Source organism: Actinomadura oligospora ATCC 43269 (assembly GCF_000518265.1).
In the GTDB taxonomy this organism is placed as follows: domain Bacteria; phylum Actinomycetota; class Actinomycetes; order Streptosporangiales; family Streptosporangiaceae; genus Spirillospora; species Spirillospora oligospora.
Genome location: NZ_JADG01000007.1, coordinates 14,359 through 41,298 on the forward strand (window position 1 = coordinate 14,359; position 26,940 = coordinate 41,298).

A 26,940-nucleotide genomic window follows, 5' to 3' on the forward strand; every position below is an offset into this window, starting at 1 on the left:
GAACGGTCGATGAGGCGTCGGTTTTCCGCCAGCGAGGGGGCCCCGCGCGGCACAGACTCGAACACATGAGCAACGAGATCGAGAACAAGGTCGCGCTGGTCACGGGCGGAAGCCGGGGCATCGGCGCGGCGGTCGCCGTGCGTCTCGCGGAGGCCGGGGCCGACGTGGCGTTCACCTACCAGAGCAACGACGAGGCGGCCGGGAAGGTCGTCGAGAAGATCAAGCAGACCGGCCGCCGGGCCCTGGCGATCAGGGCCGACGGCGCGGACGCCGCCGCCGTCGTCGCGGCCGTGGACGAGACCGCCGAGACGTTCGGGCGGTTCGACATCCTGGTCAACAACGCCGCGGCGTTCATCGTCGCGCCCGTCGACCAGATCGGCGCGGACCAGCTGGAGCAGACGATCGCGCTGAACATCCGGGCGCCGTTCGTCGCGGCGCAGGCCGCCGTCCGGCACATGGCGGACGGCGGGCGGATCGTCAGCGTCGGCAGCAACGTGGCCGAGCACACGCCGTTCCCCGGCTTCTCGCTCTACGCGATGAGCAAGACGGCGCTGACCGGCATGACCAAGGGCCTCGCGCGCGACCTCGGCCCGCGCGGGATCACCGTCAACGTCGTCCACCCCGGCCCGACCGACACCGACCTGAACCCGGCGGACGGCGAGAACGCCCCGACCTTCGCGGGGTTCACGGCGCTGAACCGGTACGCCGCGCCGGACGAGATCGCCGCGACGGTCGTCCACCTGGCCGGTCCGGGCGGCGCGTACGTGACCGGCACCACGATCAGCGTGGACGGCGGGTTCTCCGCCTGACCCGCGACCAGGGAGAATGGATGTCCCGAACGAGGAGGGGCATCCGCCGTGAAGTACCTCGCGCTGATCTACGGCAACCAGGAGAAGTGGGACGCGATCCCGCCCGAGGTGTTCGCCGACGTGGTCGACAGGCAGAACGCGTTCAACGCCAAGTACAAGGCGACCGGTGAGCTGGTCGGCGCGTACGGGCTCGGGGACGAGACGAGCGCGCGCCTCGTCCGCCGCGAGAACGGCGCGCCCGTCGTGACCGACGGGCCGTACCTGGAGACCAAGGAGTACATCGGCAGCCTCTACCTGCTGGACGTCGAGAGCGCCGAGCGGGCCCAGGAGATCGTCGCCGAGATGCCGCTGGCCGACCGGGAGCCGATCGAGCTCTGGCCCGTCCCGCACGAGGCTCCCGAGGTCCCATGAGCGGACGCGACGTCGAGGACCTGCTGCGCGAGTGCGCGCCGCGGGTCCTCGGCGCGCTCGTGCGCAAACACGGGATGTTCGACGCGTGCGAGGACGCCGTCCAGGAGGCGCTGCTGTCGGCCGCGCTGAAATGGCCGGAGGAGGGCGTCCCGGACAATCCGGGCGGGTGGCTGCTGACCGTCGCGTCCCGCCGCCTGGTGGACGAGATCCGCAGCGACGAGGCGCGCCGCCGCCGCGAGGACGCCCGGGCCGCCGCCGAGCCTGAGCCCGCGCCGGACCCCGTGCTCGACCGGGACGACTCGCTGCTCCTGCTGTTCATGTGCTGCCACCCGTCGCTGTCGCAGCCGAGCCGCGTCGCGCTGACGCTGCGCGCGGTCGGCGGCCTCACGACGGCGCAGATCGCCGCCGCGTTCCTGGTGCCCGAGGCGACGATGGCGCAGCGGATCAGCCGGGCGAAGCAATCGCTGAAGGCGTCCGGGATGCCGCCGGACGCCGAGCGCGCCGCGCGGCTGGCCGAGGTCCGGCACGTCCTGTACCTGATCTTCAGCGAGGGGTACACCTCGTCCGGCGGCCCGGACCTCACCGCGCCCGGACTGTCGTCGGAGGCGATCCGGCTGGCCCGGATGCTCCACGGGCTCGTCCCGGACGACACCGAGACGGCCGGTCTGCTCGCGCTGATGCTGCTCACCGACGCCCGCCGTCGCGCGCGCACGAGCCCGTCCGGGGAACTCGTCCCGCTGGACGAGCAGGACCGCGCGCTCTGGGACGGGGATCTCATCGCCGAGGGCGTCGACCTGGTCAGCCGCACCCTCCCGCGCGGCGACGTCGGCCCGTACCAGCTCCAGGCCGCGATCGCCGCCGTCCACGACGAGGCCGAATCCCCGGACGCGACCGACTGGGCGCAGATCCTCGCCCTCTACGACCTGCTCGCGCTCGCCGATCCGGACAACCCGATGGTGTCCCTGAACCGGGCCGTCGCGGTCGCGGAGATCCAGGGCCCGGACGAGGCCCTCGCCCTCCTGGACGCCCTCGAGCGGGACAAACGCCTCAAGGACCACCACCGCCTGCTCGCCGCCCGCGCCCACCTGCTCGAACTCCAGGGCCGGACGGCCGAGGCCGCCGAGACCTACCGCGCCGCCGCCCGCCGCACGTCCAGCGCCCCCGAACACCGCCACCTCACCCGCCGCGCCGACCGCCTCCGCACCTGACCTGCGGACAGCGGCCCCAGCGCACGGCGTCCTGAACGCGTGGCGGCCTCGGCGCGTGGTCAGCCTCAGCGCGTGGCGGTCTCGCCGGGCAGCGGTCTCAGCGCGTGGCGTCCTGAACGCGTGGCCAGCCTCAGCGCGTGGCGGTCTCGGCGGGCAGTGGGTCGGCGGACGGGCGTGAGCGCCGGGAGGCAGCGGACGACGCGAGGGCGAGGAGCGCGGCCAGCGCGGTGAGGACGGCGGCCGTGCAGAGGAGCGGGGTGAGGCCCGGACCGTCCGTGATCCGCCCTCCGACCAGCGCGCCGAGCGCGATCGACCCGTTGAAGGAGGACGACATCAGCGACGAGGCGGCCTCCGGCGGCACGTCCCGCTCGGAGAACAGCAGCGTCTGCAGCGAGACCGAGACACCGCCGTACGCGACGCCCCAGACCAGCAGCGGCAGCACCGCCGGAAGGGACGTCGCCGCCAGGACGGCCGTGACCAGCGCGATCGCGACCGCCTGGGCGAGCAGCGTCAGACGCGGGTTCCGGACGGCCGTCCGCCCGGCGAGGAAGTTGCCCGCGATCCCGGCCAGCCCGTAGGCGAGCAGCATCGGCCCGATCAGCGCCGACCGCACCCCGCCCACCTCCTCCAGCACCGGCCGGACGTAGGTGTAGGCGGCGAAGTGGCCGACGACCATCAGGATCGTCAGAGCCAGCCCCAGCCGGACCGTGGGCAGCCGCAGCACGCCCGGCAGGTCGGAGAGCCGGAAGGGCGTCGTCGCGGGCAGCGGCGGCAGCGACACCGCCATCAGGACGAGGACCACGAGGGGCAGCACGGCCATCACCCCGAACGAGGCCCGCCACCCCGCGACCTGCGCGACCAGCGCGCCCGCCGGGACGCCCACGACCGACGCGACCGCGACCCCGCCGAAGATCACCGCCGTGGCCGTCCCGACCCGGCTCTCCTCGACGAGCCGGGGCGCGATCCCCGCCGCGACCGCCCAGAACCCGCCGATCGCGACGCCCACCAGGACCCGCGCGCCGAGCAGCACGCCCAGCGACGGCGCGACCGCCGAGACCGCGTTCGCCGCCGCGACCAGCCCGGCCAGCGAGCACAGCAAGACGCGCCGGTCGAGCCGTCCCGCGCCGATGGCGACGGCGAGCGCGGCGACGGCGGCGACCATGCCGGGCAGCGTCACCGCGAGCCCGGCCGTCCCCTCGGGAACCCGCAGGTCATCGGCCATCGGGGACAGCAGGCCGACCGGGAGCATCTCGGTGGTGACGATCGTGAACGTGCCCGTCGCCACCACCAGCGGAGCTTTGGCGATCATGGTTCCAGGCTCCGGCCGGACGGCGGCCGGAACAACGACGATCCGCGCATCCTTGGATTAACTCGACTGATCGGCCAGAAGGGGGCGGGGTGGAGCTTCGTGAACTGGAGTGCGTGCTCGTGCTCGGCGAGGAACTGCACTTCGGCCGGACCGGCGACCGGCTCGGACTCTCGCAGGGCCGGGTCAGCCAGCTCGTCCGGTCGATGGAACGGCAGGTCGGCGGACGCCTGTTCGACCGGACGAGCCGCAGCGTCCGGCCGACCCCGCTCGGCGAGCGCCTCCTGTCCGAGCTGCGTCCCGCCTACCAGGCCCTGCACGCGGCCATGGACAACGCCCGCGCCGCCGCCCGCGGCATCACCGGCGAGCTCCGCGTCGGCTTCCTCACCGGGACGGCCCGCGAGGGCGTCGTCGAGGCCGCCGGGATCCTGGAGGCCCGCAACCCCGAGCTCACGGTCACCTTCGCCGAGGTCCCGATGACCGACCCGTTCGGCGCGCTCCGCCGCGGCGAGGTCGAGACGATCGTCACCCTGCTCCCGGTCACCGAGCCGGACCTGGTCGTCGGACCGTCCTTCGCCAAGGAGCAGCAGGCCGTCGCGCTCTCCACCCGCCACCCGGCCGCGCGCCGGGGCCGCCTGCACGCCGAGGACCTCGCGAACGTCCCCCTCCTGGACGTCACCGGCCCCGCTCCCGCGTACTGGCGCGAGCTCATGTCGCCGACGTCCACCCCGGACGGCCGTCCCATCCCGCGCGGCCCGTCGGTGTCCAGCTTCCAGGAGGCCCTGATCACCATCGCCGCCGGACGCGGCGGCCTGATGTTCTGCGTCCCGACCGGCCGGTCGTTCGCCCGCTCCGACATCGCCTACGTCCCGGTCGACGGCCTCCCCGACTCCGTCCTCGGCCTGGTCCGGCGCCGCGGCGACCCCACCCCCGCCCTCCGCGCCTTCGCCGACCTCGTCACCACCCGCCTCTGACCCCGCCCGCCTCTGACCCCGTCCGCCGCCCTCACCTCGGCCTTTCCCGGCGGCGAAGGATCCGTCCAGCGCACGACTACCCCCGTTCGGGGGTGGCGCGCGTCACACAGACTGGAAACGATCCTGGTGAGACGAGGAGGGGATCCTTCGATGCAGGCGGTCGAGTTCCGGGCGGCGCGTGATTTCTTGCTGGCCCATCGCGAGGACTACCAGGCGGCGCGGGAGAAGTTCCGCTGGCCGGTGCTGACCGGCTTCAACTGGGCGCTGGACTGGTTCGACCACATCGCGGACGAGAACGACCGCACCGCGCTGTGGATCGTGGAGGAGGACGGCTCGGAGGCCAGGTACTCCTTCGCGGAGATGGCCGAGCGGTCCGCGCGCGTCGCGAACTGGCTGCGGGGCGCGGGCGTGCGGCGCGGCGACCGCGTCGTCGTCATGCTCGGCAACCAGGTCGAGCTGTGGGAGACCGTCCTCGCGACGATGAAGCTCGGCGCGGTGATGATCCCCTGCACGCCGCTCCTCGGCCCGGACGACCTGCACGACCGCATCGAGCGCGGGCACGCCAAGCACGTCGTCGCCTCGTCCGCGAGCGCCGCGAAGTTCGCGGACGTGCCCGGCGCGTACACGCGGATCGCGGTCGGCGAGCCCGTCGACGGCTGGCTGCGCTACACCGACGCCTACGACGCCGACCCGCACTTCACCCCGTACGGGACGACCTGCGCCGACGACACGCTGCTGCTGTACTTCACGTCCGGGACGACCGCGAAGCCGAAGCTCGTCGAGCACACGCACGCGTCCTACCCGGTCGGCCACCTGTCCACGATGTACTGGATCGGCCTCCAGCCCGGCGACGTCCACCTGAACATCTCCTCGCCCGGATGGGCCAAGCACGCGTGGAGCAACATCTTCGCGCCGTGGAACGCCGAGGCGACCGTCTTCATCTTCAACTACACGCGCTTCGACGCGGGCAGGCTGCTCGACGCGATCGACCGGTGCGGCGTCACCTCGTTCTGCGCGCCGCCGACCGTGTGGCGGATGCTGATCCAGTCCGACCTCGGCGCGCTCCGGAACCCGCCGCGCGAGGTCGTCGCGGCGGGCGAGCCCCTGAACCCCGAGGTCATCGACCGGGTCCGGGACGCCTGGGGCATCACGATCCGGGACGGCTTCGGGCAGACCGAGACCACCGTCCAGATCGCGAACACGCCCGGCCAGCCGGTGAAGCCGGGCTCGATGGGACGTCCCGTGCCCGGTTACGAGGTCGTGCTGGTCGACCCGGTCACCGGGGAGCGCGGCGACGAGGGCGAGATCTGCCTCGACCTGGCCGAACGTCCGCTCGGCCTGACCGCCGGGTACCACGGCGACGAGGAGCGCACCGCCGAGGCGATGCGCGACGGCGTCTACCACACCGGCGACATCGGCGCCCGCGACGAGGACGGTTACATCACCTACGTCGGACGCGCCGACGACGTGTTCAAGGCGTCCGACTACAAGATCTCCCCGTTCGAGCTGGAGAGCGTGCTGATCGAGCACGACGCGGTCGCCGAGGCGGCGGTCGTGCCGTCCCCGGACCCGGTGCGCCTGGCCGTCCCGAAGGCGTACGTGACGCTCGCCGCCGGTTTCGAGCCGACGGACGCGACCGCGCAGTCGATCTTCGAGCACTGCGCGGCGCGGCTGTCCCCGTACAAGCGGGTGCGGCTGCTGGAGTTCACCGCGGAGCTGCCGAAGACGATCTCCGGCAAGATCCGCCGCGTCGAGCTGCGGACGGCCGAGCTCGGCAAGCACCCCGAGCCCGAGGCCCGCCCGGCGGGCGAGTTCCGCGAGAACGGCAAGTGACCATGGCCCTCTCCTACGCGTCCGGAACGTCCGCGCTGCCGCTGCTCGGCGACACGATCGGCGCGAACCTCGAGCGGACCGTCGCGTCCTTCCCCGACCGGGAGGCGCTCGTCGAGTGCGAGACCGGCCGCCGTTGGACGTACGCGCAGCTCGACGACGAGGTGGACGTCGTCGCGCGCGGCCTGGCCGCGCTCGGCGTCCGCATGGGCGACCGGGTCGGGATCTGGGCGCCGAACGTCGCCGAGTGGGTGTTCGTCCAGTACGCGACGGCGAGGCTCGGCGCGATCCTGGTGAACATCAACCCCGCCTACCGGACGCACGAGCTGGAGTTCGTCCTGAAGCAGGCCGGGATCCGCACGCTGGTCGCGGCCCCGTCGTTCAAGACGTCCGACTACGCGGGGATGATCGAGCAGGCCCGTCCGAACTGCCCCGACCTGCGGGACGTCCTGCTCCTCGGCCGCGACTCCTGGGCCGCCCTCCTCGAGTCCGGGCGGGACGGCGAGCTTCCCGAGGTCACCCTCTCCGCGGACGACCCGATCAACATCCAGTACACGAGCGGGACGACCGGCTTCCCCAAGGGCGCGACCCTCTCGCACCACAACATCCTGAACAACGGCTTCTTCGTCGGCGAGATCTGCGGCTACGACGAGGAGGACCGGATCTGCGTGCCGGTGCCCTTCTACCACTGCTTCGGCATGGTGATGGGCAACCTCGCGGCGACCTCGCACGGCGCGTGCATCGTCATCCCCGCGCCCGCCTTCGACCCCGCGAAGACCCTCGCGGCCGTCTCCGCCGAGCGCTGCACGTCCCTGTACGGCGTCCCGACGATGTTCATCGCCGAGCTGAACGACCCGTCCTTCGCCGCGCACGACCTGTCCTCGCTGCGCACCGGGATCATGGCGGGCTCGCCCTGCCCGGTCGAGGTGATGAAGCAGGTCATCGACCGGATGGGGATGGGCGAGGTGACGATCTGCTACGGCATGACCGAGACCTCCCCGGTGTCCACGCAGACCCGCGTGAGCGACTCCCTCGAACGCCGCGTCGGGACGGTCGGGACCGTCCACCCGCACCTGGAGGTCAAGGTCGTCGACCCGGAGACCGGCGCGGCGGTGCCGCGCGGCGTCCACGGCGAGCTGTGCACCCGCGGCTACTCGGTCATGCTCGGCTACTGGGACCAGCTCGAGCAGACCGCCCAGGTGATCGACGCCGCCCGCTGGATGCGCACCGGCGACCTCGCCGCGATGGACGACGACGGCTACGTCACCATCACCGGCCGGATCAAGGACATGGTCATCCGGGGCGGCGAGAACATCTACCCGCGCGAGGTGGAGGAGTTCCTCTTCACCCACCCCGACATCCTCGAGGCGCAGGTCATCGGCGTCCCGGACGAGAAGTACGGCGAGGAGCTGATGGCCTGGGTGCGGCTGCGCCCCGAGGCCCCGGTCCTCACCCCCGAATCCCTGCGCGAGTACTGCGCGGGCCGCCTCGCCCACTACAAGATCCCCCGGTACGTCCACGTCGTGGACGACTTCCCGATGACGGTGACCGGGAAGGTCCGCAAGGTCCAGATGCGCGCCGAGGCGGTGGACATCCTGGGCCTCCCCTGACCTTCCCCGGTTGGCGTTCGCCGCCGTTCGGGGCATGCTGACGTGCATGAACGAGCAGGAGGCCCGCACCGCCGTCCTGTCCTCCCACCCGGGCTGGGAGGAGGTCCGGGCCGTCCACGCCGAACTGCTGGAACTCGCCGAGCGGGTCGCGGACCACGAGGTCCGCGACCGCCTCCGCGACGCGTCCCGCCGCCTCGCCGCCGCGGGCGGGCCCCCGCCCCGCCGTCCGCAGAGCCCGAAACTCTCCCCCCGCGAACTCGACGTCCTCGCCCAGGTCGCCCTCGGCTGCACCAACGCCGAGGCCGCCGGACGCCTCGGCCTCCTCCCCGAGACCGTGAAGAGCTACCTCCGCTCCGCCATGCGCAAACTCGACAGCCACACCCGGACCGAAGCCGTCTCCACCGCCCGCCGCCAGGGCCTCCTCCCCTGACGACGGTGACCACGCCGCCGCCCGGTTCGGGCGGTGGGGGGCGAGGCTTCAGGACTGGGGGAGGACGAATCCGATCGTGGGCGTCGGGCCCGTGGCCGGGGGCGGCTGAACCGGTGCGTCCAAGGTGAGGGCGGCCGTGCCTCCCGGCGGGATCCTGTTCGTGTCCGGCAGCTCGTTCCGCAGGGGGAGCTGGACGAGGACGGCCGCCGCCGTCATGGACACCGAGACCCATTCGGCGCGCCGGTTGCGAACCGTGACGTTCACGGAAGGCGTTGGTGTCGCGCCGGTGGGGGAAGCGGGCACCAGCATCCATCCTCCGTCGGGGGCCCGCGCCCCCGAGATCGGCCTTCGAGCGTCGACCGGCTTCGGACGGGCGACGAGGACTTCGAGGTCGCCGCACCCGACCCATCTGTTGTACTTCGCCTGCACGGCCAGCCGTGCGCCGGGCGTCGGCGGCCCGGGGACGCGCGTGTTCTTCGGACGCTCCCCGTAGACCTTGCAGAGCCTGATGACGTTCGCGTAGTCGTCCAGGGGCCGCGTGGCGCCGAAGAGCAGCTCCTGCTCCAGGACCGACCTGGCGGCCCCGACGGCCTTCTGCACGTCCTGAAGGGACGGCACCCAGAGCCAGCTGCCCGCGATCGCGACCTCCGCCAGCGCCTGCAACGACGGATCCCCCAGGGTCTCCGCGATCGCGAAGGCCCGCACGAACTCGTGCTGCGCGTGCTCGACGAGCCGGTACCGGTCCGGGTCGTCGCGCCACTCATCGGGCAGGTCCCGCATGTACCGGCGTCCCGCCGCCATGTGCACGTCGAACCGCCGTGCCTGGTCGCGCGCCGGCAGCGCGTCGATCTTCCGTCCGAGGACGTCCAGCCGCCGCTCCACCCGCTGGACCCCGCGCTCCACCCGCTGGAGCGCGAGGTCGGACCGGGCCGGGGCCGCGACGACGGCGTCCACCACCTGGGTGGCGACCAGCGCCCAGTCCGCCCTGCTCCAGGCCCCGCCCCGGATCCAGTCCGTGACGACCGCCTTGACACCGATCGCGGTCAGGGCGACCGCGAGCTCCATCGCCACCATGTCCCGCTCCTCCCCGCGAAGGCTTCTCAACCCTTGGTACCGCGCCTCGGCAGCTCGCGGGAGCTTGTCGACGACCAAGGCTCAGGCCAAGAGCGGACACCTGCGGCCTGCTCCGCCGTGTGGAACCGCCGGATCCGGTCCACGTGATCGTCCGCGGCGATCACGTGCCGGGTGAAGGAGCCACCCCGACCACCCCTGTCGTGGGTCCACCCGCAGGGGCCCGTTCTCCGGTTCGGGGGGGTGCATCTCGCAAGTTCACTTTTGGTAACGATACGATCACTTCATGTGATGTGGTCGTCGCCCGAGGGGCGGCCGATGGCCGGGTGACCGGATGCACAGAACGGAGAAAGCGATGCCTGTACGCAACGATCCCTGGCCGCAGGGGACCCCGTGCTGGGTGGACTGCCAGGTGGACGACCCGGTCGCGGCCAGCGGGTTCTACGCCGCGCTGTTCGGCTGGGAGATCACGGGCGGCGAAGAGGCGTCCGGCGGGTACCTCATGGGGATGAAGGACGGCCAGGCCGCCGCGGGGATCGGGCCGAAGCCGCAGCCGGGGATGCTCTCGGTGTGGACGACCTACTTCGCCGCCGATGACGTCGACGCGATCGCCAGGAAGGTGACCGCGGCCGAGGGGCAGGTGGTGATGCCCCCGTTCGACGTGCTCGACGTCGGGCGGATGACCGTCGCCGCGGACGTCACCGGCGGGGTGTTCGGCATCTGGCAGGCCCGCGCGCACAAGGGCGCCGGGGTGTACAACGAGCACGGCTCCTACTGCTGGAACGAGCTGCACACCCGGCAGCTCGAGGCCGCCAAGAAGTTCTACGCCGACGTCTTCGGCTTCACCTACACCGACGTCGGCGACGGGACGACCATGAGGTACGCGACGTTCACCCCGCCCGGGGGCGGCGAGTCCGTGGGCGGCATGAACGACGACACCCTGATGCCCGGCGACCCGATGCCCAGCCACTGGCTGACCTGGTTCCAGTTCGACGACGTCGACACCGGAGCCGCGCGGGTGAACGAGCTCGGCGGGACGACCCTCATGCCACCGACGGATTCACCCGTCGGCCGGATGGCGGTCGTCACCGCCCCACAGGGCGAGGCGTTCGGCATCATCGACCCGTCCGCCGCCAAAGGCGAGTTCCCGACGTAGCGCGCACGCCGACGAATAAGATGGACCCGTTTTTCGACCACACGGGTGCCCTTTTCGGAGCCGTGGTGGGGGAGACCCGAATGGCGTCCAGGCGCGGGTGGTGACACCGCGGAAGGAGTATGCCGCGCGAAGCGGGACCGCGGTTCTCGGACGGGACGCCAAGGTCCCGCTCAACGGCTACTTCCGGATCGGCAGCAACACCAAGACCTTCGCGGCGGCGGTGGTCCTGCAGCTGGAGGCGGAGGGGCGCCTTTCCCTGAAGGACTCCGTCGAGCGGTGGCTGCCGGGCCTGGTGCAGGGCAACGGAAACGAGGGCAACAAGATCACCATCAGGAATCTCCTGCAACACACCAGCGGGTTGTACGACCATCCCCACGACGTCGAGAAGGAGATGGCGAGCATGCGTCTGAGCTGCGGCACCGTGTGGTCCCATACGGGCGGGACACCCGGATTCATCACTGGTAACGCCGTCACCGCCGACGGCCGCACCAGCGTCATCACCTCGGAGTCCACAGACAGCCAGTCGTCCGCGACGGGCGAGCCCAGGCAACGGCTCATCGACCACGCCATCTGCTCACCGTCCGGCGCCCAGACACCGCGCACCTGACCCGGTAGCGTCCCTGACGTGCGACGACGCGGCGGAGCGGGGGCTCGCCGCGTCGTCGGGGGTGGGGGTCAGATGAAGGTGCTGAGGGTGGCGGCCATGGCGAAGCCGACGACGGACAGGATGGTTTCGAGGACGGTCCAGGTCCTGAGGGTGTCGCGGACGGAGAGGTTGAAGTAGCGCGACACGATCCAGAAGCCGCCGTCGTTGACGTGCGAGGCGATGATCGAGCCCGCGGAGATGGCGACGGCGATCAGGGCCAGGTGGGCCTGGGAGTGGTGCTCGCCGTGCAGGAGGGGGCCGACGATGCCGCCGGTGGTGACGATGGCGACCGTCGCGGAGCCCTGGGCCAGGCGCAGCCCGCAGCTGATCAGGTAGGCGAGGACGATGATGGGGAGCCCGGCGTCCGACATCGTGGACGCCAGGGCCTTGCCCACGCCGGTGGCCGAGATGACCGCGCCGAAGAACGCGCCGCCGCCGACCACCAGGAGGATCATGCCGACCGGGCGGAGGGAGCGGGTGGCCAGGTCGGAGAGCTCCTTGGCCGGGATGCCGCGCCGGACGCCCAGCAGGTGGCTGGCCAGGAGGACGGCGATGGTCAGGGCCACGGCGGGGGTGCCGAGGAAGGTGAGCAGGGGGAGGATCCCGCTGCCCTTCCACCAGACGTCGCCGAAGGTCGCGAGCAGGATCAGGACGAGCGGGACGATGATGATCAGGGCGACCAGGGCCAGCGACGGCTCGGGCCGCCGCCCGTCCTCCTCACCGTCCTCGCGGTCCTCCTCCCGGGCCTCCTCGCCGACCGTGTAGTCCTCGGGGACGGTCGCCATGACGCGCTTGCCGATCCACGTCCCCCAAGCGACGCCCGCGACGAGGAACGCGGGGATTCCGCAGGTCAGGCCCATGATGATCAGCCAGCCGAGGGACACGCCCAGCAGTCCGGACGCGGCGACCGGGCCCGGGTGCGGCGGCAGGAACGCGTGCGTCATCGACAGGCCCGCCAGCATCGGCATCGCGTACAGGACGAGCGAACGCGCGCCGCGCCGGGCGGTGATGTAGACGAGCGGCGCCAGCACGAAGATGCCGATGTCGAAGAAGACCGGCACGCCGAAGATGAGGCCGACCAGGCCCATGACGAGCGGGGCGCGTTTCTCGCCGAAGACGCTCAGGAGTTTCCGGGTGAGGACGTCGGCTCCGCCGGACGCCTCCAGGATCGCGCCGAGGATCGTCCCCAGGCCGATGATCGGGGCGATGTGACCGAGGATGCCGCCGAAGCCGGTCTCCAGGAGGGAGGTCTTGGAGCTGAGCGGCGTCCCGACGATCTGGGAGACGGGGAGTCCGGCGGCGAGCGCGAGGGCGAGGCCGGACACCAGCAGGGAGATGAACGGTTCGAGTCTGACCTTGATGATGAGCACGAGCAGCAGGGCGATGGCCAGCGCGCACAGCAGGAGCAGGCCGCCCGTCTCGTGACGGAGCCAGTGGACCATGGGGGGTGTGCCTCTCAGGGGGTGGGCGTGGTGTCCCGTCCGCGTCGCAGGGCGTGGCCGGGGAGTGCGCCGGTCGGGCGGCCGCCCGCGAGGACGGGGACGCCGTTGACCAGCACGTGCGTGATGCCTTCGGGGACGGTCCGGGGTGCCTCGAAGGTGGCGGTGTCCCGCACGGTGGCGGGATCGAACAGGACGAGGTCGGCGTGGTACCCGGCACGGACGAGGCCACGCCCGCGCAGCCGGAGCCGTCGCGCGGGACGTCCGGTCAGGTGCGCGACGCACTCCTCCAGGGTGAGGACGCCCAGGTCACGGACGTAGCGGGCGAGGTACCGGGGGAACGTGCCGTACGCGCGGGGGTGCGGTTTCGCGCCGGGGGTCAGCGGGAGGAGGCCGTCGCTGCCGCCGGTGTGCGCGGGGTGCCGCATGATCGCGCGGACGTTCTCCTCGTGCCCGACGTGCTGCAGGATCGTCGTGCCGAGGTCGTCGGCGGCCAGGAGTTCGCGGAACACCTCGAACGGCGGCCGTCCGGAGGACGCGGCGAGGGCGGCGACGGTGCGTCCGACCGTGCCGGGGACGCGTGATCCGGAGATCTCGACGGTGTCCCACTCGACGGGGACGCCGTGACAGCCGTCCGATCCGTCCACTTCCATGACCCGCCGGATCGCGGACGCGGACGCGGGGTCGGCCAGGCGGGCGAGGGCGGCGGCGGGCCCGCCCTCGGCCGCGCGGCTGGGGAGCAGGGCGGCGAGCGTGGTGGATCCGGGCAGGTAGGGATAGGTGTCGAGGGTGATGTCGCAGCCGTCCGCGAGGGCCTGGTCCAGCAGGGCGAGCAGTTCCCCCGCGCGGCCCTCGTTCACGGCGAAGTTCATCGTGGCGTGGGCGAGGTGCAGCGGGCAGCCGGAGCGCCGCGACACCTCGACCATTGCGGCGTACGCGTCCAGCGCGCCCGCGCCGTACGAGCGGTGGTGCGGCGAGTAGTAACCACCGAGGCCCGCGACGACCTGGCACAACGCGACGAGTTCGGCGTCGGAGGCGTACATCCCGGGCACGTAGGTCAGGCCGCTGGACATGCCGACCGCGCCCTCGCGCATCCCGGTCGCGACGAGGTCGCGCTGCCGGTCGAGTTCGGCGCGGGTCGGCTCGCGCGCGTCCCAGCCCATGGCGAGCATCCGGACGCTGCCCTGCGGGACGAGGTAGGCGGCGTTCACGGCGATGCCGTCGTCCAGCCGGTCGAGGTACTCGCCGACCGTGCGCCAGTCCCAGTCGAAGCCGTCCGGGTCGCCGTTCCAGCCCGCGATGGTCTGCCGGACGGACGCCAGCGTCGCGTCCGAGACCGGCGCGTAGGACAGGCCGTCCTGGCCGATGACCTCGCAGGTCACTCCCTGGGCCACCTTCGCGAGGTGGCCCGGCGCGGCGAGCAGCGCGAGGTCGGAGTGGGCGTGCATGTCGATGAAGCCGGGCGCGAGGACGAGCCCGTCCGCGTCGACGACGTGCGACGCGGACGACGGCTTCGTGGTGATTTCGGCGATGCGCCCTTCGGCCACGCGGACGTTCGCGCGGTACGCCGCGGCTCCGGTGCCGTCGACGACCGTCGCGTCCCGGAAGAGCAGGGAGGACACGTCAGAACCAGGTCCGGACGAAGTCGACCACGGCCGGGTCCTCGTCGTCGGCGGACGAGATGACCGGGATGAGCTGCCATTTGTCCATCGCCGTGCACGGGTGCGACAGCCCGAGCCGGACGACGTCGCCGACCTCGACGTCCGCGTCGCGGAGGAACGCGTGCTGGTCGGCGAGGGCGCTGACGTGCGCGTTCGCGACGGGGGCGGCACCGCGTCCCCGGACGAGCTGGGGCACCGGCATGCCCTCGTCGAACGGCACGTCGCGCTTGCCCGCGTCGACGAGCGCGAGGTGGCGTTCGGGCCGGGAGACGACGCGTCCCCAGCCGTGCATCGCCGAGCGGAACCGCTCGCCCCCGACCCGCTCGCTCTCGGCGCCCTCGGCGCTCTCGGCGCGCGCGAACGGCGAGATGCCCCGGTAGAAGACGTCGTCGTGGATCAGGTACGCGCCGGAGCGGAGGATCACGCGCGCGGACGGCAGGCCGCCCAGCACGTCCACGACCTGGTCGAAGTAGGCGCTGCCGCCCGCCGTCGCGATCGGCGCGTCCACCTCGAAGGGCAGGCGTCCGAAGAGTTCGGCGAAGCGGCGCAGGTAGTCGTCCACGGCGGACAGCGCGGTGTCGGACGCGTCGTGCGCGAGCACGCCCTCGTACCCGCCGACGCCCACGAGCCGCAGTGTCGGCGCGGACCGGATCGCCGCGGCGACGGCCTCCGCCTCGCCGAGCGTGCGCGCGCCGGTTCGTCCGCCGGGTCCGCCGAGCTCGACGCAGACGTCCACCGGACGGGACGCTCCGGCGTCGCGCAGCGCGGCGTCCATCAGCTCGACCGTCCGCACCGAGTCGGCCCACGACAGGAACTCGAACTCCGGGTCGCGGTCGAGTTCGGCGGCGATCCAGGCGAGCCCGGCCGGGTCGATGAGCGCGTTCGCCAGCAGCAACCGCTTCACGCCGAACGCGCGCGCGACACGCAGTTGCGGGAGGTTCGCGAGCGTGATGCCCCAGGCCCCGGCGTCGAGCTGCGCCTTCCAGAGCTGCGGAGCCATCGTCGTCTTGCCGTGCGGGGCCAGTTCGACGCCCGCCTTGTCGGCGTATCCGGCCATCAGCGCGAGGTTGTGGCCGAGCGCGGCGGCGTCGAGCGTCAGCAGCGGCGTACCGAGGTCGCCGAGGACGGGCCCGGTCGCCAGGTACTCGGCCACGGTCCGTCCGTGCGCGATCGCCGGGACGGCCTGGAACCGCCAGTCGAGCCGTTCGTCTCGCAGGGCCGCCACCGCGTCGCCGTCGATCATCTCCGCTCCCACCTTTACTGTTGCGCTACTTGCAACGTGCATTGCACTATGCGTTCTGCCGGTTGTAGCATCGCGATCACGAGCGGGTCAACGCTGATCGCCGAACCGTCGACATCCGGGAGCAGCGGAAACATGAAGCGGCAGTCGCCGGTGGCGTGTGTGGGCGAGACCATGGCCGCGCTCCTGCCGGACCGTCCCGGACCGCTGGAACACGTCGAGACCTTCCGGCACGCGATCGGCGGCGCGGAGGCGAACGTGGCGCGCGGGCTGGCGGCGCTCGGCGTCCCGTCCGCCTGGGTCGGACGCGTCGGAGACGACGGTTTCGGACGTCGCGTCCTCGCCGAACTGACCGCGTCCGGTGTGGACACGTCCGCCGTCGAGATCGACCCGCGCCGTCCGACCGGCCTGTACGTCAAGGAGACCGGGCCGTCCGGCAGCGTCCTGCACTACTACCGCGAAGGCTCGGCAGGGTCCGCGCTCTCGCCTGGGCTCCTGGACGTCCCGGTGTTGCGCGACGCGCCGCTCGTCCATCTGTCGGGCATCACGCCCGCGCTCTCGGGCGGCGCGCACGCGCTCGTCGCCGCACTGCTGCGACGACGCGTCCCGGGCCGTCTGACCAGCTTCGACCTGAATTTCCGGCCCGCGCTCTGGCCGCCGCACACCGACCCCGCCGCGACGCTGCGTCCGCTCCTGAACGCGGCCGACATCGTCCTGCTCGGCGCGGACGAGGCCGAGGCCGTCCTCGGCACCGCCGACCCCGCGAAGCTCCGCGTCCTCCTCCCCGGCCCGGACACGATCGTCCTCAAGGACGGCCGTCACCAGGCCACCGCCATCACCCGCGAAGCGCCGGTCACGGAACGGGCGTTGCGGGTGGAGGTGGTGGAGCCGGTCGGGGCCGGGGACGCCTTCGCGGCCGGGTTCCTGGCCGGTACGCTGCGCGGGCTCGATCCGCGCGGACGGCTGCGGCTCGGCCACCTGGCCGCCGCGGGCGCGCTGGTCGTGCCCGGCGACCACGGACCGCCGCCCCCGCCCGACCGGATCGCCGCGCTGCTCACCGCGACCCCGGCGGAGTGGGCGGCCACCACCATCACTCGGGGGACCCCATGAGTCAGAGCCTCGCCCGCGGCCTCGCGCTGCTGCGCGGCCTCGCGGACGGCCCGCGCTCCCTGGACGACCTCGCGGCCGAACTCGGCGTCCACAAGACGACCGTGCTGCGGCTGCTGCGCGTCCTGGAGGACGACCGGTTCGTGCACCGCGACGACGACCACCGCTTCCACCTCGGCTCCAGGCTGTTCGAGCTGTCGGCGGCGGCGCTCGACCAGCGCGGCGTCCGGCGCGTCGCGGCCCCGCACCTGGCGCGGCTGAACGACCGCACCGGGCAGACCGTCCACCTCGGCGTGTACGAGGGCGGCGAGGTCGTCTACCTGGACAAGTACGACTCGCGGCACGCCGTCCGGATGTACTCGCGGGTCGGCCTGCCGATGCCGCTGCACGCCACCGCGATCGCGAAGGTCCTGCTCGCCGACCTGCCCGAAACGCGCCGCCGCGCGGTCGCCGCCGCCATCGAGTACACCCCGTTCACGCCCAACACCCTGACCGGCCCGGACGCGCTGCTCGCCGAACTCGACCGGGTCGCCGCGCGCGGCCACGCCGTGGACGACGCCGAGCACGAGACGTTCATCCACTGCGTCGCGGCCCCGGTCCGGGACGCGTCCGGACGCGTCGTCGCGGCGGCGTCCATCTCGGTCCCCGACCTCGCGCCCGTCGCGCCCGAGCGCGTCACCGACCTGCTGCCGGACCTGCTCGAGGCGACCCGGGCCATCTCCGCCGACTTCGGCCACCGTCCGGAAACCCGCCCCGAAGTAGCGAATCGCTCCGAAACGAAGGGAACCCAGAACGTATGACCGCCAAGATCGAGGTCCGCACCGACGGCGCTCCCACGCCCATGCCGGTGTTCTCGCAGGGCGTCCGCAAGGGGCCGATGCTCCAGGTCTCCGGGCAGGGCTCGCAGGACCCGCGGACCGGGGAGTTCGTGCACGTGGGGGACGTGAAGGCGCAGACCACCCGCACCCTGGAGAACATCCGCGCGATCCTGGAGGCGGGCGGCGCGTCCGTCGGGGACGTCATGATGTTCCGCGTCTACCTCACCACCCGCGACCACTTCGCCGCGATGAACGAGGCGTACGCCGAGTTCGTCGCGAAGTACTCGGCCGACGTCCCGCTGCCCTGCCGCACGACCGTCTTCGTCGAGCTCCCGCTGCCCGACATGCTCGTCGAGATCGACGCCCTCGCCGTCGTGCTCTGAGCACGCGCCCTTCACCGTCGCGCCCTCCCCGGCCTAACCGGGCATGCGCCCCTCGCCGAAGTGTCCGCGGGCGACCAGCTCCAGGGTGAGCAGGGCGGACGCGGACTCGACGGCCAGCAGCGCGATGAGCACGAGCAGCTGGGCGGCGCCCGCCTGGACCGGGTCCGCGCCGCCCAGCAGGACGCCGACGAACGCGCCCGGCAGCGTCACCAGGCCGACCGTCCGGGTCTGGTCGATCGCCGGGACGAGCGCCAGCGCCGCCGCCGGACGGCACACCTCCAGCGCCGCGTCCCGCCGGAGCAGCCCGAGCGCGAGGCCGCCCTCGTACTCGCCGCGCCGCTGCCACAGGTCGTCCAGGGCGCGGCGTCCGGTGAGCGCGGTCGCCGTCATCGCGCCGCCGACCAGGATTCCCGCGATCGGCAGCACGGCGATCGGACGCGCCGGAACGAGCCCGGTCGCCAGCAGCGTCACCAGCGCGGGGACGACACCGGACACGATGGCGAACGCCGTCCACCCCGCCGACCGCGCCGCCTCCCGAAGCGTGCTCACGCCGCGTCCGCGAACGCGGCGTGCCGCCGTGAAGGCCGCGACGGTCACCATCGCGGCGATGAAACACCCGGTCAGCGCCCCGCTGCGCAGCACACCCGCGATGAGGAGCGACACGGCCGAGAGCTGAACGACCGCGCGGATCGCGGCGGTCGCGACGTCGCGAGAGAGGCCGAGCCCGCCCATCCGGACGAGCGCGACGGCGACGACGGTGAGCGCGCCGAGGACCAGCGCGAGCAAGGGCCCGACTGAGGGCGTTCCGGTCATGGAGCGGCTTGGGATTTCATTTCAACGTATTGTGACCTTATTCCGGCACCTCGCGGTCCAGAGACCCCGCTAACGTGGACATGTGGCGGATACGGGGACGAGCGGACCGACCAGGCGAACCGCGCTCACACTGCTGGGCGTCGCCGGGCTCGCCGTACTAGGGGCCGACGACGCGCTGCACGGTCAGGCGCACGCCGCGCGCGCACAGCAGTCGGCGAACGCCGGGCATCCGGCACAGCAGCTGAAGCCTACGCCGACCCCGAAGCCGAAACCGGTGCCCACGCCGCGTCCGGCGTCCTGGTCGCAGCAGCGCCTGACCCTCGTCAAGGCCCCCATCCGGGACCTCTTCAAGGACGTCAGCCCGCCCGCGCCGCCGAACTCGATCGCGCTGACCATCGACGACGGCCCGCACCCGACGTGGACGCCGCAGGTCCTCGACGTGCTCGCCGAGTTCAAGGTGCACGCGACGTTCTTCCAGATCGGCGAGCAGATCGTGGAGTTCCCGAAGCTGACCCGCCGGGTCGTCGAGGCCGGGCACCAGATCTGCAACCACACCCAGACGCACCCGATCCCGTTCGACCACGTCCACGGCAAGCGCCTCCGCAAGGAGGTCATCGAGCCGTTCCACCGCGTCGCGGACGTCACGGGCGTCGTCCCCACCCTGTTCCGCGCGCCCGGCGGCGCGTGGTCCAAGGCGAGCCTGGAGCTCATCGCCGAGCACGGCATGCTGCCGGTCGACTGGGCCGTCGACCCGACCGACTGGTCGCGTCCGGGCGTCGGCCACATCCGCAGGACGATGCTGTCGGCCAAGGCGGGCAACGTCCTGCTCTGCCACGACGGCGGCGGCGACCGCTCGCAGACGGTCGCCGCGCTCCGCGCCGTCATCCCCAAGCTGAAGAAGCGCGGCCTGAACTTCGTCACACTCTGAACCTCGTCACACTCTGACGCGGAGAAACGAAGCCCCCGCGCCACGGAACCGTGGCGCGGGGGCTTCGCACTTCCGAAGGGTCAGCGGGTCAGGACCGGGGGCGCGGGCCGCGCCGGGGTCTCCGGCTCGCCGTGCGAGACCTGCGGGAGCCAGCCGAGCCAGCGCGGCACCCACCAGTTGGCGCGGCCGAGCAGCGCCATGACGGCGGGCAGCAGGATCACGCGGACGATCGTCGCGTCGATCAGGACGGCGACCGACAGGCCCACGCCGAGCTGCTTGAAGTCCTGCATGGACAGCGTCCCGAAGATCCCGAACGTGGCGATCATGATGATGGCGGCGCTGGTCACGACGCCCGCGGTGGCGCGGACGCCGTCCGAGACCGCGCGGGTGGTGGGCAGGCCCTGGTCGTGCGCCTCGCGGACCCGGGAGACCACGAACACGTGGTAGTCCATCGACAGGCCGAACAGGACGACGAAGACGAACAGCGGGATCCAGGACTCCAGCGCGCCGACCGGCTGCGTGGCGACCAGCGAGGCGCCCCAGCCGTGCTGGAAGACCGCCACCATGACGCCGTAGGCCGCGCCGACCGACAGCAGGTTCAGCACGATCGCGGTCGCGGCGATCACCGGCGAGCGGAAGAACACCAGCATCAGCAGGAACGTCACGCCCATGACGAACAGGAACACCGGCAGGATGCTGCCGTTGAGCCGTCCGTTGAAGTCGTCGGAGAACGCCAGGCGCCCGCTGATCTCGGCCTGGCCGACCTTTCCGACCGTCTGCGGGACGACCTGCTCGCGCAGCGTCTTCAGAGCGTGCTGGGAGGTCTTGTCGGTTCCGTCCCCGGCGAGCGGGACCTCGATCTGCGCGACGTTCGCGCCGTGCGTCCGGACGGTGATCGGGTTGTTCATCTCACCGGTCGCGAGCGCCTCCTTCCTCAGGGACGCGATCGCCGCCTTCACCGGCGCGGCGTTGACGTCGTCGGCCTTGACGACCACGACCGCCGGACCGGGGCTGCCGGGGAACGCCTTGTTGATGGCCGTGTAGGTCTGCACGATCGGCTCGTCCTGCGGCATCTGCTGGTTCAGGTCGAGCTTCTGCGTCTTCAGCCCGAGCGCGGGCGCGGCCAGGACGAGCAGGACGGCGGTCGCGAGGACGGCGGCGATGCCGGGCTTGGCGAGGACGGGACGCAGCATCGCGCCGACGACCCGACCGCCACCGGCGGCACTCTGGCCGCGGTGGCCGCGCTCGCCGCGCCTGCCGCGCCGCCGGGACCGGTTGAGGAAGGGGACGCGGCCGAACTCGATCTTGTCGCCGAGCAGGGACAGCAGCGCGGGCAGGACGGTCACCGAGCCGAGCATCGCGGCGCAGACGACCAGGATCGTGCCGAGCGCGAAGCCCTCGAAGATGCCCATCCCGGTGATGAACATCCCGGCCATCGCCACCATGACGGTCAGGCCGGACACCAGCACGGACCGTCCGGACGTGGCGGCGGCGATCCGCAGCGCGGTCTCGCGGTCCCGGCCGAGCGACCGCTCCTGCCGCTCGCGCTGCAGGTAGAAGAGGCAGTAGTCGACGCCGACGGCGAGGCCCATGAGCAGCATCACCGAGTTGGTCGAGTCGTCCACGTGCACGACGTGGCTGATCGCGGCCACCAGGCCGAGCGAGGCGAGGAACGCGGTGAACGCCAGCACGACCGGCAGCAACGCGGCGAGCAGGGCCCCGAACGCGACCAGCAGGATGCCGAGCGCGAGCGGCAGCGCGGTGATCTCGGCGCGCTGGAAGTCCTTGCCGATCGCGTTGCCGAACCACTTCCCGGCGCTCGCACCGCCGAACTCCCCGATCTGCACGTCCGGGTTGGCGCGCTTCGCGGCCTCCGTCGCGTCGAGGATCGGCTGGATGTGCTCGTCGGACTTCTTCGGGTCGCCCGCGACCTCGAACACGACCAGGCGGTCACGCGGGTCCTTGCCGGTGAGGGTCGGCTTCAGCCCGGTGATCTGCCCGGACGCCTGCACCCGGGCCCGGACGTCCGCGACGGCCTTGGTCAGCGCGCCACTGTCGTCGGAGTGCAGCAACACCATCTCGGTGTCCCGGTCCTCGACCCGGGCGTCGGCGAGGATCTTCTCGGCGCGGGCCGACGACCCGACGCCCTGCTCGTAGTTCTTCAGCTTCTCGGTGCCGGACATCCCGCCCAGCACCGAGGCCAGCACGACGAAAGCGAGCCATCCGACGATGGCGATGGTGCGGTGGTGGGCGCTCCAGTGGCCCAGCCGCTCCGCGACGTTCCTCTTCATGGTGGTCCCTGCGCTTAGGTGGGGGGTGACACCACAAACGCTATGAGCTGGCACTTTGCCGGGGAATGCGGCTAACAACCCACCTGTGGTGTAGTCAGCTACACCCCCCGGTTGGGGATTCCAGCACACTGTGCCCTGCGGTCGACCGCCGGAGAATAGAGAGCGGAAGGCACGAGGCGATGGAGGATCCGGTGAGCGGCGACGTTGTTCTGAAGAGTGGCATCGGCAGGTACACGGCCGTGCCCTGGCGCGGCCTGCGGCTGTGGCTGCTGTCGTTCCCGCTGCTGTTCGCCTCCGTCGCGGTGATGGTCGCGTTCTCGCTGGTCGGAGCCGGGATCGGCATCTTCCTGGTGCCGCCCGCGGTGATGATGCTGCGCAGCCTGCTGGACACCCACCGCGGCCTGGTGTCCGGCTGGACGGGCCGCAGGGTCGACCGGCCCTACCTGCCCGTCCCCGAGGGCAGCCCGATGCAGCGGTTCAGCGCGATCATCCAGGACCCGGCGACCTGGCGTGACATGGCGTTCCTGCTGCTCGACCCGATCGTCGCGGCGTTCACCGCGTCCCTGTCCTTCCTGCTGTTCCTGTACGGCGTCTACGGCTGGGTCCTGGCGGCGTTCGTCGGCCGGATCATCAAGGAGCACGGCGGGAACGAGTGGTACACCTTCGTCCCGCTCCAGGGCAGCTTCTCCGACCACCCCGTCAACGCCGGGCTGATCGCCGGGCTCGGCACCGCGTACGCGCTGACCGGGCTGTACTTCGGCCCGCGCCTGATGGACGCCTACGGCCGCTGGACGCAGTCGCTGCTCGGCCCGACCGAGAAGTCCCGGCTGGCGCTGCGCGTCCAGCACCTCTCCGAGACCCGCGCGGACGCCGTCGACGCCTCGGCCCGCGAGCTGCGCCGCATCGAGCGCGACCTGCATGACGGCGCGCAGGCCCGGCTGGTCGCGATGGGCATGAGCCTCGGCGCGATCGAGCACCTGCTGGACCGGGACCCCGAGCGCGCCCGGATCCTGCTCGCCGAGACCCGCGAGTCGTCCGCCAAGGCCCTGCGCGAGCTGCGCGACCTCGTCCGCGGCATCCACCCGCCGGTGCTCGCCGACCGGGGCGTCGGCGACGCGGTCAAGGCGCTCGCGCTGGACCACCCGCTGCCCGTCGAGGTGGCCGTCGACCTGCCCGGACGTCCCGACGCGCCGGTCGAGTCCGCCGCCTACTTCGCGGTCTCGGAGATCCTCACCAACGTCGCCAAGCACTCCGGCGCCCGGCGCGTCTGGGTGGACGTCCGGCACGAGGCCGGAATGCTGCGGATCTCGGTCACCGACGACGGGCAGGGCGGCGCGTCCCTCGACGGAGGCACCGGACTTCGCGGAATCGAGCGGCGGATCGGTACATTCGACGGGGTGCTCGCCCTCAGCTCTCCCCCGGGCGGCCCGACCATCGTCACCCTGGAGCTGCCCTGCGAGCTCCTCTCTTCCTGACGGAGACACCGTTGCGCGTCGTGCTCGCCGAGGACCTGGCCCTGCTGCGCGAGGGGCTGGTCAGCCTCCTCCAGGCCCACGACTTCGAGATCGCGGCGGCCGTGGACAACGGGCCGTCCCTGCTCAAGGCCCTCCTCGACCACCGTCCGGACGTGGCGGTGGTCGACGTGCGCCTGCCGCCGACCTTCACCGACGAGGGCCTGCAGGCCGCGCTGGAGGCCCGCCGCCAGGTGCCGGGGCTGCCCGTCCTGGTGCTGTCGCAGTACGTCGAGCAGCTCTACGCCCGCGAGCTCCTCGCGGACGGCTCGGGCGGCATCGGCTACCTCCTCAAGGACCGGGTGTTCGACGCCGGGCAGTTCGTCGACGCCGTCCGCCGCGTCGCCGGGGGCGGCACCGCGATGGACCCGGAGGTCGTCGCCCGGCTCGTCGCGCGCGGCCGGGACGACTCGCCGCTCGCCCGGCTCACCCCGCGCGAGCGCGAGGTGATGGAGCTGATGGCGCAGGGCCGCTCGAACGCGGCGATCGCCCAGCAGCTCGTCGTCACCGAGCGCGCCGTCACCAAGCACACCGCCAACATCTTCGCCAAGCTCGACCTCGCCGTCTCCGACGACGACAACCGCCGCGTCCTGGCCGTCCTCGCCTACCTCAACAGCTGACCCGCGGGCGGCCGTCGGGGCGGGCGGCTACTTGCGGAAGTCCACCGGGGTCATGGCCAGCTGGATCGTCCCGGCGGTGAAGGAGTCCGGGCAGAGCGTGATCGGGCCGCGCTGACCGGGCACGCGCACGCCGCTCCAGCCGTCGCCCGCCCGGACGCCGAAGCCGCCGACGGACGGGCAGCCCTTCGACGCCTCGTACCGCACGCCCTCGAACGCCGAGGTGCCCGGCTTCAGCGTGATCGTCCCCGTGTCGGGCTTCCCGGCGCGGGTGGTCCGCAGCTCCTCGAAGCGGCCGGACGCGCCCTTGCCGAAGGTCGCCCACCCGGCGGCCAGCGTGCACGGCTTCGCCGACCTGTTGGTGAGGATCACCGTCGCGAGGACCTCTCCGCCCTTGCCTCCCGGCTGCCGCCGCCAGCCCGCCTCGAGCTGCGCGGACGTGCACCGCGCGGCGCTTCCGCCCCGCGCCCCGGGCTTCACGTGGGGCGGGACGGTTCCGGGGCCGCCCTTCGCGCCCGGCGTCCCCGTTCCGCCGGGCGAAGCCTCCGGCGAACTCGTCACCTTCGACGTCCCGGACGTCGTGCTGCCCGCCTTGGTGTGACCGCATCCGGCGAGGGCCACGGCCACAGCCACGGCTCCCCCGGCCAGCGTGACGCTCGTACGGAAACGAGGACGGCGGCGCACGCCATGTGGCTTCATGCCGAACACCCTGCCAGGGGCCGTCCCACGCCACAACCGCCTCCCGCGTCCCCCGAGGGCCCGCGGCGTCCGGGGTGTTCAGGACGCGGACGGTCGATTACCGTCCTCCGCAACACGGCCCGTGGGAGCGCGTCATGACGATCACGGTGGTCCTGTCCCTGCTCTGCCTGGCCATCGCCGGGCGCGAGCTGTACCTGGCGTTCGAGCGCCGCAGGACCGCGGCCGAGCCCGAGATCGCCGAGCTCCGCGCCCGGGTCGCCGCGCTCGGGCGCGCCGGGGACGAGGTCGCGCGGCTGCGCGCCGACCACGGCGAACGCCTGGACTCGCTCGCCCTCGAACAGCTGCGCACGACCGGCACGGCCGCCGACCTGGACGACGCCGTCCGCGCCCTGGCCCGCCGGGTGGACGAGTCGCTCGCGCCCGAGGTCGCCGCGCTGCGCCGCCACCTGGTCGCCCGGCTCGACCAGGCCGTCGCCGCCTCGCTCGGCGCGGACCCGGTGGACACCGTCGCGGGCGCGCTCTCCGGCGACTCCGCCGCCCTCGCGCCCGCGTACGAGCGGTTCGTCACACGGTTCGGGATGCGCGTCGAGCTGACCGACGAGCGCGACGGGATCGTCCGGCACTACCTGTCCGGACGCAGCCCGCGCGCGCTCGAACGCGACTTCATCGACCTGCTCCGCGTCCTGCGCGCGGCCCTCTCGTCTGGGACCGGCCCGGGTTCGACGCTCGACCCGGAGCGGGCGGCGGACGGCGGGGACGTCGCGGCGGCCCGGCGGCTGCTCGCGGCCCTCCGGGACGTGTCGCCGGGCGGCGCGCAGGTCGGGCCGCTGGTGCTCGTCCGGACGGCGGACGCCCTGCTCTGCGGCGTGCTGCCACTGGCCGAACTGCGCGTCGCCGGCACCGATCCACTCGCCGACCCGTCCGCGTGGACCCAGCGCCTGCGCCGCCTCCCACCCGGCCGCCTCTGCGACGCCACCGCCACAACCGCCCTCTGAAGCGACCGCTACGACCGCCCTCTGAACGCGCCGACCGCGACCGCCTTCTGGACGCGACCGCCCTCTGCGCCGCGACCGCCTTTGAACGCGACCACCGCAACCACTCTCTGCAAGCGACCGCCGCGACCACCTTCTGGACGCGGCGGACGCTGCCGCCCTTGAAGGAGGGCGGGTCAGGTCGTCCAGGTGAAGTGGGGTGGGCGGCGTTCCAGGAAGGCGGCGACGCCCTCGGTGACGTCGGCGCCGTTCGCCACCTCGTCGAGCCACGACTGGACGAGGTCGTCGACCGGGCGGTCGGCGGCGAGCGCGTCCACGATCTCCTTGGTCGCGCACTGGGTGAGCAGCGAGCGCGTGGTGAGCGTGGCGGTGAAGGCGGCGACGCGCTCGTGGACCGTGCCGGGCGGGACGACCTCGTCCAGCAGCCCGATCCGCAGCGCGTGCGCGGCGTCCACGAGGTCGGCCGAGTAGAGCAGGTACTTGGCCGCGGACGCCCCGACGAGCCGGACCAGGCGCGTGGTCGCCGAGACCGGGTAGACGATGCCGAGCTTGGCCGGGGTGATCCCGAACCGGGCGTCCCCGGCGGCGAACCGCAGGTCGCAGGCCGCCGCGAGCTGGCATCCGCCGCCCACGCAGAAGCCCTCGATCGCGGCCACGGTCGGCTTCGGGAACGCCGCCAGCGCCTCCTCCGCCCGCACCGACAGGTGGCCCTTGTCCGGGCGGTTGATGTCGGTGAGCTCCGAGATGTCCGCGCCCGCGCAGAAGTCGCCGCCCGCCCCGGTCAGCACGACCGCCCGGACGGACGGGTCGGCGGCCAGGCCGTCCAGCAGCAGGGGCAGCTCGCGCCACATGTCCGCCGACATCGCGTTCCGCTTGGCGGGACGGTCGATCGTGATCGTGCCCACGCCGTCCGCGACGGCGCTCGTCAGCCGTCCCTCAACGCCCATGCGCACCCCTTCCGCCCGTCCGCGACGCCATCGTACGGAAGCC

The 26,940-nt window shown here is 72.7% G+C and carries 24 protein-coding genes and 1 pseudogene; 16 read left to right on the forward strand and 9 right to left on the reverse strand.

What is annotated here, in order from left to right:
- Positions 1 to 65: 65 nt before the first annotated feature.
- From P696_RS0109410 to P696_RS0109420, 3 genes are read left to right on the forward strand one after another with little or no spacing between them, the layout of a single operon-like run.
- Entirely contained in the window at positions 66 to 809 is a 744-nt protein-coding gene (locus P696_RS0109410; protein ID WP_026412156.1) for an SDR family NAD(P)-dependent oxidoreductase, read from the forward strand.
- Positions 810 to 857: 48 nt separating this feature from the next.
- Positions 858 to 1,220 carry a YciI family protein gene (locus P696_RS0109415; protein ID WP_026412157.1) on the forward strand — a complete coding sequence of 121 codons (363 nt, stop codon included), beginning with the start codon at positions 858 to 860 and terminating at the stop codon, positions 1,218 to 1,220.
- Positions 1,217 to 2,428 carry an RNA polymerase sigma factor gene (locus P696_RS0109420; RefSeq protein WP_026412158.1) on the forward strand — a complete coding sequence of 404 codons (1,212 nt, stop codon included), beginning with the start codon at positions 1,217 to 1,219 and terminating at the stop codon, positions 2,426 to 2,428. Before P696_RS0109415 ends, P696_RS0109420 begins: the two co-directional genes overlap by 4 nt.
- Before the next feature lie 130 nt (positions 2,429 to 2,558).
- Here the strand turns inward: P696_RS0109420 and P696_RS44285 are convergent, their stop codons facing one another.
- Positions 2,559 to 3,737 carry an MFS transporter gene (locus P696_RS44285; RefSeq protein ID WP_084337129.1) on the reverse strand — a complete coding sequence of 393 codons (1,179 nt, stop codon included), beginning with the start codon at positions 3,735 to 3,737 and terminating at the stop codon, positions 2,559 to 2,561.
- Between the two features lie 89 nt (positions 3,738 to 3,826).
- Here P696_RS44285 and P696_RS0109430 point away from each other — a divergent pair, with 89 nt between their 5' ends.
- The 4 genes from P696_RS0109430 (at position 3,827) to P696_RS44290 (ending at position 8,578) form a co-directional block, all read left to right on the forward strand.
- Positions 3,827 to 4,708, forward strand: coding sequence for a LysR family transcriptional regulator (locus P696_RS0109430; RefSeq protein ID WP_034484054.1), 882 nt, complete (start codon positions 3,827 to 3,829; stop codon positions 4,706 to 4,708).
- A 150-nt stretch (positions 4,709 to 4,858) separates the two neighbouring features.
- On the forward strand, positions 4,859 to 6,541 hold the full coding sequence (locus P696_RS0109435; protein ID WP_051467204.1) for an AMP-binding protein: 1,683 nt from the start codon (positions 4,859 to 4,861) through the stop codon (positions 6,539 to 6,541).
- A 2-nt stretch (positions 6,542 to 6,543) separates the two neighbouring features.
- On the forward strand, positions 6,544 to 8,148 hold the full coding sequence (locus P696_RS0109440) for an AMP-binding protein (RefSeq protein WP_026412161.1): 1,605 nt from the start codon (positions 6,544 to 6,546) through the stop codon (positions 8,146 to 8,148).
- A gap of 46 nt (positions 8,149 to 8,194) precedes the next feature.
- The gene (locus tag P696_RS44290; protein ID WP_342669007.1) at positions 8,195 to 8,578 is read left to right on the forward strand and encodes a LuxR C-terminal-related transcriptional regulator; all 384 of its coding nucleotides are present in this window, start codon (positions 8,195 to 8,197) and stop codon (positions 8,576 to 8,578) included.
- Between the two features lie 48 nt (positions 8,579 to 8,626).
- On the opposite strand, the gene P696_RS0109450 is transcribed toward P696_RS44290, so the two are convergent.
- A complete protein-coding gene (locus tag P696_RS0109450; protein ID WP_026412162.1) occupies positions 8,627 to 9,652 on the reverse strand; it encodes a hypothetical protein in 1,026 nt (341 codons plus the stop codon).
- Positions 9,653 to 10,004: 352 nt separating this feature from the next.
- Between P696_RS0109450 and P696_RS0109455 the strand changes: the two genes are divergently transcribed.
- Positions 10,005 to 10,805, forward strand: coding sequence for a VOC family protein (locus P696_RS0109455; RefSeq protein WP_026412163.1), 801 nt, complete (start codon positions 10,005 to 10,007; stop codon positions 10,803 to 10,805).
- A 91-nt stretch (positions 10,806 to 10,896) separates the two neighbouring features.
- Positions 10,897 to 11,412: pseudogene (locus P696_RS58700) on the forward strand (serine hydrolase domain-containing protein); the annotation flags it as partial.
- Positions 11,413 to 11,480: 68 nt separating this feature from the next.
- Here P696_RS58700 and P696_RS0109465 read toward each other — a convergent pair.
- Genes P696_RS0109465 through P696_RS0109475 form a run of 3 tightly spaced genes read right to left on the reverse strand, consistent with a single transcriptional unit; the run spans position 11,481 to position 15,794 of the window.
- Positions 11,481 to 12,893, reverse strand: coding sequence for a GntP family permease (locus P696_RS0109465; RefSeq protein WP_026412165.1), 1,413 nt, complete (start codon positions 12,891 to 12,893; stop codon positions 11,481 to 11,483).
- Positions 12,894 to 12,907: 14 nt separating this feature from the next.
- Entirely contained in the window at positions 12,908 to 14,512 is a 1,605-nt protein-coding gene (locus P696_RS0109470) for an N-acyl-D-amino-acid deacylase family protein (protein WP_026412166.1), read from the reverse strand.
- 1 nt (position 14,513) lies between these two features.
- Complete coding sequence (locus P696_RS0109475) at positions 14,514 to 15,794, reverse strand: alanine racemase (protein WP_211245677.1); 1,281 nt, start codon at positions 15,792 to 15,794, stop codon at positions 14,514 to 14,516.
- Between the two features lie 132 nt (positions 15,795 to 15,926).
- Here P696_RS0109475 and P696_RS0109480 point away from each other — a divergent pair, with 132 nt between their 5' ends.
- Genes P696_RS0109480 through P696_RS0109490 form a run of 3 tightly spaced genes read left to right on the forward strand, consistent with a single transcriptional unit; the run spans position 15,927 to position 18,099 of the window.
- Complete coding sequence (locus P696_RS0109480) at positions 15,927 to 16,901, forward strand: sugar kinase (RefSeq protein ID WP_064743978.1); 975 nt, start codon at positions 15,927 to 15,929, stop codon at positions 16,899 to 16,901.
- The gene (locus P696_RS44295; protein WP_064743980.1) at positions 16,898 to 17,698 is read left to right on the forward strand and encodes an IclR family transcriptional regulator; all 801 of its coding nucleotides are present in this window, start codon (positions 16,898 to 16,900) and stop codon (positions 17,696 to 17,698) included. The genes P696_RS0109480 and P696_RS44295 overlap by 4 nt, the downstream gene beginning before the upstream one ends.
- Positions 17,695 to 18,099, forward strand: a complete 405-nt coding sequence (locus P696_RS0109490) for a RidA family protein (RefSeq protein ID WP_026412169.1) — start codon at positions 17,695 to 17,697, stop codon at positions 18,097 to 18,099. The genes P696_RS44295 and P696_RS0109490 overlap by 4 nt, the downstream gene beginning before the upstream one ends.
- 33 nt (positions 18,100 to 18,132) lie before the next feature.
- Here the strand turns inward: P696_RS0109490 and P696_RS0109495 are convergent, their stop codons facing one another.
- Entirely contained in the window at positions 18,133 to 18,885 is a 753-nt protein-coding gene (locus P696_RS0109495) for an ABC transporter permease (RefSeq protein WP_245627586.1), read from the reverse strand.
- Positions 18,886 to 18,994: 109 nt separating this feature from the next.
- Between P696_RS0109495 and P696_RS0109500 the strand changes: the two genes are divergently transcribed.
- Complete coding sequence (locus tag P696_RS0109500; RefSeq protein ID WP_026412171.1) at positions 18,995 to 19,840, forward strand: polysaccharide deacetylase family protein; 846 nt, start codon at positions 18,995 to 18,997, stop codon at positions 19,838 to 19,840.
- A gap of 80 nt (positions 19,841 to 19,920) precedes the next feature.
- Here P696_RS0109500 and P696_RS0109505 read toward each other — a convergent pair whose 3' ends face one another.
- The gene (locus P696_RS0109505) at positions 19,921 to 22,131 is read right to left on the reverse strand and encodes an MMPL family transporter (RefSeq protein ID WP_026412172.1); all 2,211 of its coding nucleotides are present in this window, start codon (positions 22,129 to 22,131) and stop codon (positions 19,921 to 19,923) included.
- A gap of 191 nt (positions 22,132 to 22,322) precedes the next feature.
- Between P696_RS0109505 and P696_RS0109510 the strand changes: the two genes are divergently transcribed.
- Together P696_RS0109510 and P696_RS0109515 are read left to right on the forward strand one after the other, a co-directional pair.
- The gene (locus tag P696_RS0109510) at positions 22,323 to 23,606 is read left to right on the forward strand and encodes a sensor histidine kinase (protein ID WP_245627587.1); all 1,284 of its coding nucleotides are present in this window, start codon (positions 22,323 to 22,325) and stop codon (positions 23,604 to 23,606) included.
- Between the two features lie 11 nt (positions 23,607 to 23,617).
- Positions 23,618 to 24,262: a LuxR C-terminal-related transcriptional regulator gene (locus tag P696_RS0109515; RefSeq protein WP_026412174.1), complete on the forward strand. Its 645-nt coding sequence runs from the start codon at positions 23,618 to 23,620 to the stop codon at positions 24,260 to 24,262.
- A 27-nt stretch (positions 24,263 to 24,289) separates the two neighbouring features.
- Here P696_RS0109515 and P696_RS0109520 read toward each other — a convergent pair whose 3' ends face one another.
- On the reverse strand, positions 24,290 to 24,892 hold the full coding sequence (locus P696_RS0109520; RefSeq protein ID WP_170026384.1) for a DUF4232 domain-containing protein: 603 nt from the start codon (positions 24,890 to 24,892) through the stop codon (positions 24,290 to 24,292).
- A 200-nt stretch (positions 24,893 to 25,092) separates the two neighbouring features.
- Here P696_RS0109520 and P696_RS0109530 point away from each other — a divergent pair, with 200 nt between their 5' ends.
- A complete protein-coding gene (locus P696_RS0109530) occupies positions 25,093 to 25,953 on the forward strand; it encodes a hypothetical protein (protein ID WP_026412176.1) in 861 nt (286 codons plus the stop codon).
- Positions 25,954 to 26,126: 173 nt separating this feature from the next.
- Here the strand turns inward: P696_RS0109530 and P696_RS0109535 are convergent, their stop codons facing one another.
- Entirely contained in the window at positions 26,127 to 26,897 is a 771-nt protein-coding gene (locus P696_RS0109535; protein WP_026412177.1) for an enoyl-CoA hydratase/isomerase family protein, read from the reverse strand.
- Positions 26,898 to 26,940: the final 43 nt, after the last annotated feature.